The following is a 6,300-nucleotide window of genomic DNA, read 5'->3' as shown; positions in this document are numbered from 1 at the left end:
GGGAGGGGGAAGCCGGGCTCTACGGTGGTCCGGCCGGAGATCTTTACATCAAGATCCGCACCAAACCCCACGAATATTTTCGCCGGGAGGGGAAAAATCTCCACCTCTCCCTTATTATCGGGGTGGTGGATGCCATCCTGGGGGCCGAAACCCAGGTGAAGCATCTTTCCGGGGAGAAGATTCCCATTCGTATTCCGCGGGGAAGCCAGCCCGGAGATCGCTTGCTGATAAAAGGAAAGGGGCTCCCGGATCCGCAGGGTGGAGAACCCGGGGATCTCATCGTGCACCTGGAGGTAAAGCTTCCGAGCCGCATCACCCGCGAACAGGAAGATCTCCTGCGACGTTTTGCCGAGCTGGAAAAAGAAGAGGGCCCCCGGGTCAAGGGCAAAAAGAAAAAGACCTTCTGGAACAGGCTCTTTAAGGAATAGGCCATGGGCTTCACCCATCTTTCCGAGGATGGAAAGGCCCGCATGGTGGATGTTTCCGAAAAGCCCTTTACCCCCCGCGAGGCAGTAGCCCGGGGGCGGGTCCTTCTGGGGGAAAAGGTCTTTGCCCTGGTTAAGGACCGGAATCTGCCCAAAGGAGACCTTTTCGGAGCGGCACGCATCGCCGGGATTCTTGCGGCCAAGCGCACCTGGGAGCTTATTCCCCTGTGTCATCCCCTTCCCCTTACCCGCATCGAGATAGACTTTTCTCTCCACCCCGAGGACTTCAGCCTGGAGATAGAAGCCCGGGTACGCACCGTGGCCCAGACCGGGGTGGAGATGGAGGCCCTGACCGCGGTCTCGGTGGCGGCCCTTACCATCTACGACATGTGCAAAGGGATTGACAAAAGCGTCCGGATTACGGATATTCGATTAGCACAAAAACGCGGGGGAAAAAGCGGAGAAGTTATCCTGGAATAAGGAGGCTCTATGGATCCTAAAAAGCTGGAACACTTTAAGAATCTCCTTTTAGAAAAACGTCAGAGGATCATACAGGAGGTGGATCGCACCTTTCAGGCCCTGGAACAGGGTACCGAACACCTTGCCGACCCCTCGGATATAGCCACCATGGAAAGCGACCTGGGGTTCGAGCTGCGACTCCGCGACCGGGAAAGGAAACTCCTTAAAAAGATCGACAAGGCCCTGCAGAAAATCGAGGAGGGATCTTACGGAATATGCGAGGCCTGCGGGGAAGAAATCGAGGAAAAGCGTCTTGAGGCCCGTCCGGAGGCCACGCTCTGTATTCGGTGCAAACGGGAGCAGGAAAGGCTGGAGAAACTGCGCGGAGAATAAACCTTTGCCGGAAATCCGCAGGGACCCTTTAAGCGGTCGTATCTCCCTCATCGCTCCGGAACGTGGACAGCGGCCCACCGACTTTTCCGTAAGTGAAGAAAAGGTCGAGCCCATTCGCTGTCCTTTCTGCCCGGGAAACGAGGAGCTCACCCCGCCGGAGGTCCTGAGGATCCCGGAAGAGGGGCCCTGGCGGGTGCGCATCGTTCCCAACCGTTACCCAGCCCTCTCTCCGGAGGCTGCTCCCCCGGCTGGGGGCGACGAATTCTTCGCTGCCGAGGCCGGGCTGGGGCACCACGAGGTCATTATTGAGACCCCGGAGCACCGAAAATCCCTGGAGAGATTCTCACCCGAGGAGGTAAGGCTCCTCTTTAAAGCCTTTCGGAAACGGGCCCGGGATCTTTTAGCCCAAAAACGCTGGGCCTATCTTCTCTTCTTCAAGAATCGGGGAAGGCGGGCCGGGGCCTCTCTGAGTCACAGTCATAGCCAGCTTCTGGCCCTGCCCTTTCTGCCTCCGCTCCTGGAACGGGAACTCCACCGGGCCGAGGAATTTTACCGCCGGACCCGCCGCTGTCTCCTCTGTGAACTGGCAGACCGCGAGGCCCGTGGCCCGAGACTGATCCATCTTTCCCCGCATTTCGTGGCCTTTCAGGCCTTTGCCCCGCGTCAGCCCCTGGAGACCTGGATCCTGCCCCGTTTCCACTCTCCGAATTTCTTCTCCCTTCCTCCGGAAATGGAGATCGACCTGGCCCGGGTCCTGCTGCGGGTACTCCAGATCCTGGAGAAAACCCTTCCGCAGCTCCCCTATAATCTGGTCTTTCATCTGGAACCCCCCTCTACTCCCGAATTACCGTACTTTCACTGGCACCTGGAATTGATCCCCTCCCTAACCCGGGTGGCGGGTTTCGAATGGGGGGCCGAAAGTTACATCGTGCCCCTTCGGCCGGAGGAGGCCGCGGCTTTTCTGCGCGATCAGAACCCATGAGCCCGGAACGATTCCGCCGGGAGATCCGGAAACTGGCTCCGGAGGCAGACCCGGAACCGCTTTTCCTCCTGGCTACACTTCTCCGGGAAATGGCCTATCCCCTGGGCCTCATCGGTGAGGCCCGGGAAGACCTCCTTCGCGAAAGGCACCTCCTGGACAGCGCCCGCCTGGTTCCCTATCTTTCCTCCGGCCCGGTGGCGGACCTCGGCTCCGGAGCCGGGCTCCCGGGGCTGGTGCTGGCGGTGCTGCGGCCGGATCTTGAGATCTGGCTGATCGAACCTCGAAGGAAGGCGGTCTCCTTCCTGGAATACGCTCGGGTAAAACTGGGACTCGAAAGGGTAAAAATCCTTCGGGCCCGGGCCGAGGACCCGGAGGTGCCCCGGGGATATTTTCACACCGTTACCGCCCGGGCGGTGGCGGAACTCGCCCGACTCTGGGAATATGCCGCCCCCCTTCTTCTTCCCCAGGGATATCTTCTGGCCCTGAAAGGCCCCCGGGCCCCGCAGGAGATCCGGAACCTCAAAGATCTTCACCCCGAGCTTCAGGGGCAAGCCTTCCGTTATCCCTTATCCGGCAAAGGAACCGGTTTTGTGGTAAAGATCCAGCGAGCGGATAGCTAAAGGGTCTCCCAGTTGAGACAGTTGGGGCAGACCCAGGTTACGGCGTTACAGGAAAAATATTTCTGATCGCGCGAAAGACACACCTGGCATACGGTGAACCCGCACTTCCGACACCGCCACACCAGGGGACGTTCCTCCCCGCAGAATTCACATCGCCCGGAAGTAAACTTAGGGTTTCGCAACCCGCGTCTTGAGCTTGGCATCGTGAGCCGCAATCCTTCGGATCTTTTTTACCAATTTATTAAGCATTGAGGGGGTGTTTAGCCAGGGGTGCTCCCGGAAATAGCCCTCCAGGAAAAGGGCTTCAAATTCTTCGGCCTCCTCTCCCAGGACGTTTCGGGCGGAATAAAAGAGCTCGGCAAGGTCCTTTATGATCCAGCGGGCACGGGGCTTTCTGGCGCGTCTTACCCGTTGAAGGTCGATAAGGGTCAGGCGCTCCCCGTCCCAGAAAAGGTGGCAGAGGTAGAAATCCTGATGGGAAAAACCCAGGGCATGGAAACGGGCCGCGGTGTTAATCAGCACCGGAAGCACCCCCCGGAAACTTTCCGGATCCTCACGGAAGAGGTCCTCAAGGCGTCTGCCCCGGGCCTCACAGAAAAGGCTTAAGGCCCGTTTGGGCCAAAGCTTTCGCTCGATCCCGAAGGCCACGGGCTCGGGCACGGAAAAACCCTCCCGCAAAAGCTCCCTTGCCGCCCACCACTCGCACTCCGCCCCGCAGCGAAAATCCCGTAAACCGAAGCGAAAATAGCGTTTAAGAAAGAGCCTCCTTCCCGAGACCTCCAGGAGGAGGATCTCCCGGTCGGGCTTGCGCTTGAAGGGAAGGCCCTCGACCCTCCACAGGGCCTCAAAAGTAGAAAGTCCGGCCCGCTTAAGGAGGGATCTCCAGGGGGAAAGGATCTCCAGGGTCTTCACCGCGAAAGTTCCCTCACGTAGCGTTTGAGTCCCTCTATAGCCTCCCAGTCGGGTCTTTTAAAGGCCGGAAAAACGGAGTTGTTGTGGGCCAGAGGCTCTTCCAGAAGGGGATAACGGGAGGTCCGGGAGGCTTCCTTAAAGAGAGGTGTTCCCGGCACCGGAGAATATTCGGCCAGGATGGGTCTTGCCTTAAGGCGAGCCACATATTCCGCGGCCTTTCGCACCTCGGAGAGGTCCTGCTCCGGGAGGCCGAAAAGGAGATAAACCCCGATCTCCCGGGGGGCGTAGCCGGCCTGTCTCAGGGAGGCCACCGCGGCCTCAAACTCCTCCAGACTTACCTTCTGATCATATCGCCGGGTCACGGTCTCAAGCCCCAGTCTCACGGTTACGAATCCGGCCCTTTTGAGCCAGCGGGCCACCTCCGGGGTGAGGAACCGGGCGTGAAGCGCGTTCGGGGTATGGAAACGCACGGAAAGCCCGGCCTCAACCACCCTCTCCAGAAGAGGGCCCAGATGATGCTCGAAGTCCCAGAGCAGGGCATCGTCATAGAACACCAGGTCCCTTACTCCAAATCTCTCATACCAGTAAACGATCTCCGAAAAAAGGTCCTCCGGCGAGCGGCGTTTCATCTCCGGAAAGAGGAGACGCGAGGCACAATAGGCACAGCGAAAGGGGCAACCCGTACCGGTAAGGAGCACGGCATAAGGGATCTCTCGTTGAAGATCGAACACGGGATAGTCCTCGGGCCGCGGCTCTCCCGAAGGGGGCACCAACTCCTCGATGCGGGAGACTATCTCCTCTTCCCTTCCGGTCATCACGATCTCGGCCTCGGGAAAGGTCTTTTGGGCATGGTCCGGAAGAAGGCGGGCATAGATTCCGCCGAGGAGGACGGGGGTCTCCGGGAAAAAGCGTCTTAAGAGGCGATAGGCTTCCAGCGCCCCGGGATACCAGTAGGTCTGAAGACAGGTAAGAAGGATGAGACGCGGGGCCGGGATACGGGACAGTTCCCGCTCCACCAGCTCCGGAGGCAGACCGTAACGGGCCCAGCGCCGGGGGACATCCTCAAAAAGCGCGGGTTTTTCCACCGGGGTACGGAAAAAGTGTCCGGTCCCGAAAAGTTTTCTTTTGGGACGGCGAGGAAGCTCGGGATGGAAGGGGTCCAGGAGATCCAGGAGTTTTACCCGGTAGCCCTTCCTTCTCAGCTTTCCTCCGAGGCGCAGGAGTCCATAAGGCCTGAGCCAGAAATCGTAAGCCGCAAAATCATAGATCCACGGATTGACTAAAAGGACATCCACCGGGTCAGAAAATAATGCCTTTTTCCGTGCACCACATCCAGACATGGTCTTCGTAAAAGATGCCATATTCGACGAAAGGGATTACGGGAGAGGAGATGCGCCCTCCGGAAAAAGAATCCCCGCAACTTCAGGGCCTGACGCAACTGGGGGAGGATGTTTTGTTCTAGGAGAAAAGGATAGATCTCTTCCAGGGGATGCCCCTGCTCCAGATGCAGGCGGAGGGCCCGGGCCGCAAGCTCTCCACTGCGGTGGGCATAAAAAATGCCCTCCCCCAGGAGGGGTTCCACCAGCCCTGCGGCATCCCCGGCAAGAAGCACCCGCCCCCGTGCCGGACGTCTCAGAAAATTGCCGAAGGGAATGAGATGGGCCCGCGGGCCCTTCCGAAGCTCGATTCCGAGATCGGAAAGAAACTCCCCGAAAGACCGGGAAAGATCCCCGGCCTCGGAAAGGAGGGCCCCTATGCCGAGAAGGAGGTCCTCCTTTCGGGGAAAGGCCCAGGCATAACCCGTGCGGACATATCCCAGATAAATCCGGGGCTCATCCACCGGAAGGACCCCCCGGGGAACACTCACCTCAAGCGCGAGTGCAAGCCCCCTCTTCCAGGCAACTTTTTCGGAGAGACCGAGCCTTCTTCGGACCAGACTTTTCACCCCATCGGCCCCGAGAATAAAGCCAGCCCTAAGGACCTTTCCTTTAGCGGTGCGTATCTCCGCTCGCTCGGGATCGAGGTCCACCACCCTTTCTCCTTCGAGCACCTCGGCCCCGGCCTCCCGGGCCTTTTCGAGGAGGAAAGCGTCATAGACCTCCCTTCTTACCAGGCGGAAAGGTTCCTCGGTGGAATCCTTAAGGATGGGTCTCCTTCGGTAATATAGTCCGTAGCTCCAGGCTATATATTCGCTGAGACGGTCCAGTTCCCGGGAGGGCAACCCGAAGACACGGCTCACGAGAGCGGAGGTCTTGGCAGTAAGAAGCCCGCCGCAAAGTTTAGCCCGCGGAAAACGATCTTTGTCCAGGAGGAGGACCCGCATTCCCCAGTCGCTCAAAAGATAGGCCGCCGTAGATCCGGCCGGGCCCCCTCCTACGATCACTATATCGGCAATCATTAAAAAACCTTGAGTCCTTGGTTTTAAGAAAAGATTGTACCCCAAGATATCCCTGAAAAAACCTAAGGGATAAAAAGGATGGTAAGGCGTAGGTCTTTTTAACTAGAGGAT

Annotated in this window: 9 protein-coding genes; 5 read left to right on the top strand and 4 right to left on the bottom strand. The window is 58.7% G+C overall.

What is annotated here, in order from left to right:
- The 5 genes from F8J34_RS04490 to rsmG all read left to right on the top strand — a co-directional run.
- A partial coding sequence (locus F8J34_RS04490) for a J domain-containing protein (protein WP_297056811.1) occupies positions 1-428 on the top strand: 428 nt, incomplete at its 5' end.
- 3 nt (positions 429-431) lie between these two features.
- Positions 432-905, top strand: coding sequence for a cyclic pyranopterin monophosphate synthase MoaC (gene moaC / locus F8J34_RS04485; RefSeq protein WP_297056810.1), 474 nt, complete (start codon positions 432-434; stop codon positions 903-905).
- Between the two features lie 9 nt (positions 906-914).
- The gene (gene dksA, locus F8J34_RS04480; protein WP_297056809.1) at positions 915-1,277 is read left to right on the top strand and encodes an RNA polymerase-binding protein DksA; all 363 of its coding nucleotides are present in this window, start codon (positions 915-917) and stop codon (positions 1,275-1,277) included.
- Positions 1,278-1,281: 4 nt separating this feature from the next.
- Positions 1,282-2,259: a DUF4931 domain-containing protein gene (locus F8J34_RS04475; protein WP_297056808.1), complete on the top strand. Its 978-nt coding sequence runs from the start codon at positions 1,282-1,284 to the stop codon at positions 2,257-2,259.
- The gene (gene rsmG / locus F8J34_RS04470) at positions 2,256-2,879 is read left to right on the top strand and encodes a 16S rRNA (guanine(527)-N(7))-methyltransferase RsmG (RefSeq protein ID WP_297056807.1); all 624 of its coding nucleotides are present in this window, start codon (positions 2,256-2,258) and stop codon (positions 2,877-2,879) included. Before F8J34_RS04475 ends, rsmG begins: the two co-directional genes overlap by 4 nt.
- On the opposite strand, the gene F8J34_RS04465 is transcribed toward rsmG, so the two are convergent.
- Genes F8J34_RS04465 through F8J34_RS04450 form a run of 4 tightly spaced genes read right to left on the bottom strand, consistent with a single transcriptional unit; the run spans position 2,876 to position 6,189 of the window.
- Positions 2,876-3,001, bottom strand: coding sequence for a hypothetical protein (locus tag F8J34_RS04465; protein ID WP_297056806.1), 126 nt, complete (start codon positions 2,999-3,001; stop codon positions 2,876-2,878). The two genes, rsmG and F8J34_RS04465, sit on opposite strands and share 4 nt — an antisense overlap.
- Before the next feature lie 46 nt (positions 3,002-3,047).
- Complete coding sequence (locus tag F8J34_RS04460) at positions 3,048-3,791, bottom strand: lipopolysaccharide kinase InaA family protein (protein ID WP_297056805.1); 744 nt, start codon at positions 3,789-3,791, stop codon at positions 3,048-3,050.
- Positions 3,788-5,086: a B12-binding domain-containing radical SAM protein gene (locus F8J34_RS04455; RefSeq protein WP_297056804.1), complete on the bottom strand. Its 1,299-nt coding sequence runs from the start codon at positions 5,084-5,086 to the stop codon at positions 3,788-3,790. Before F8J34_RS04455 ends, F8J34_RS04460 begins: the two co-directional genes overlap by 4 nt.
- On the bottom strand, positions 5,071-6,189 hold the full coding sequence (locus F8J34_RS04450; RefSeq protein ID WP_297056803.1) for a geranylgeranyl reductase family protein: 1,119 nt from the start codon (positions 6,187-6,189) through the stop codon (positions 5,071-5,073). The genes F8J34_RS04455 and F8J34_RS04450 overlap by 16 nt, the downstream gene beginning before the upstream one ends.
- Between the last annotated feature and the right edge of the window lie 111 nt (positions 6,190-6,300).

The sequence above is a fragment of the Thermosulfurimonas sp. genome, assembly GCF_015491435.1.
Taxonomy (GTDB): Bacteria; Desulfobacterota; Thermodesulfobacteria; order Thermodesulfobacteriales; family Thermodesulfobacteriaceae; genus Thermosulfurimonas_A.
The sequence above is the reverse complement of the archived record's forward strand: the minus strand, read 5'-3'. Positions and strand labels throughout refer to the sequence as shown.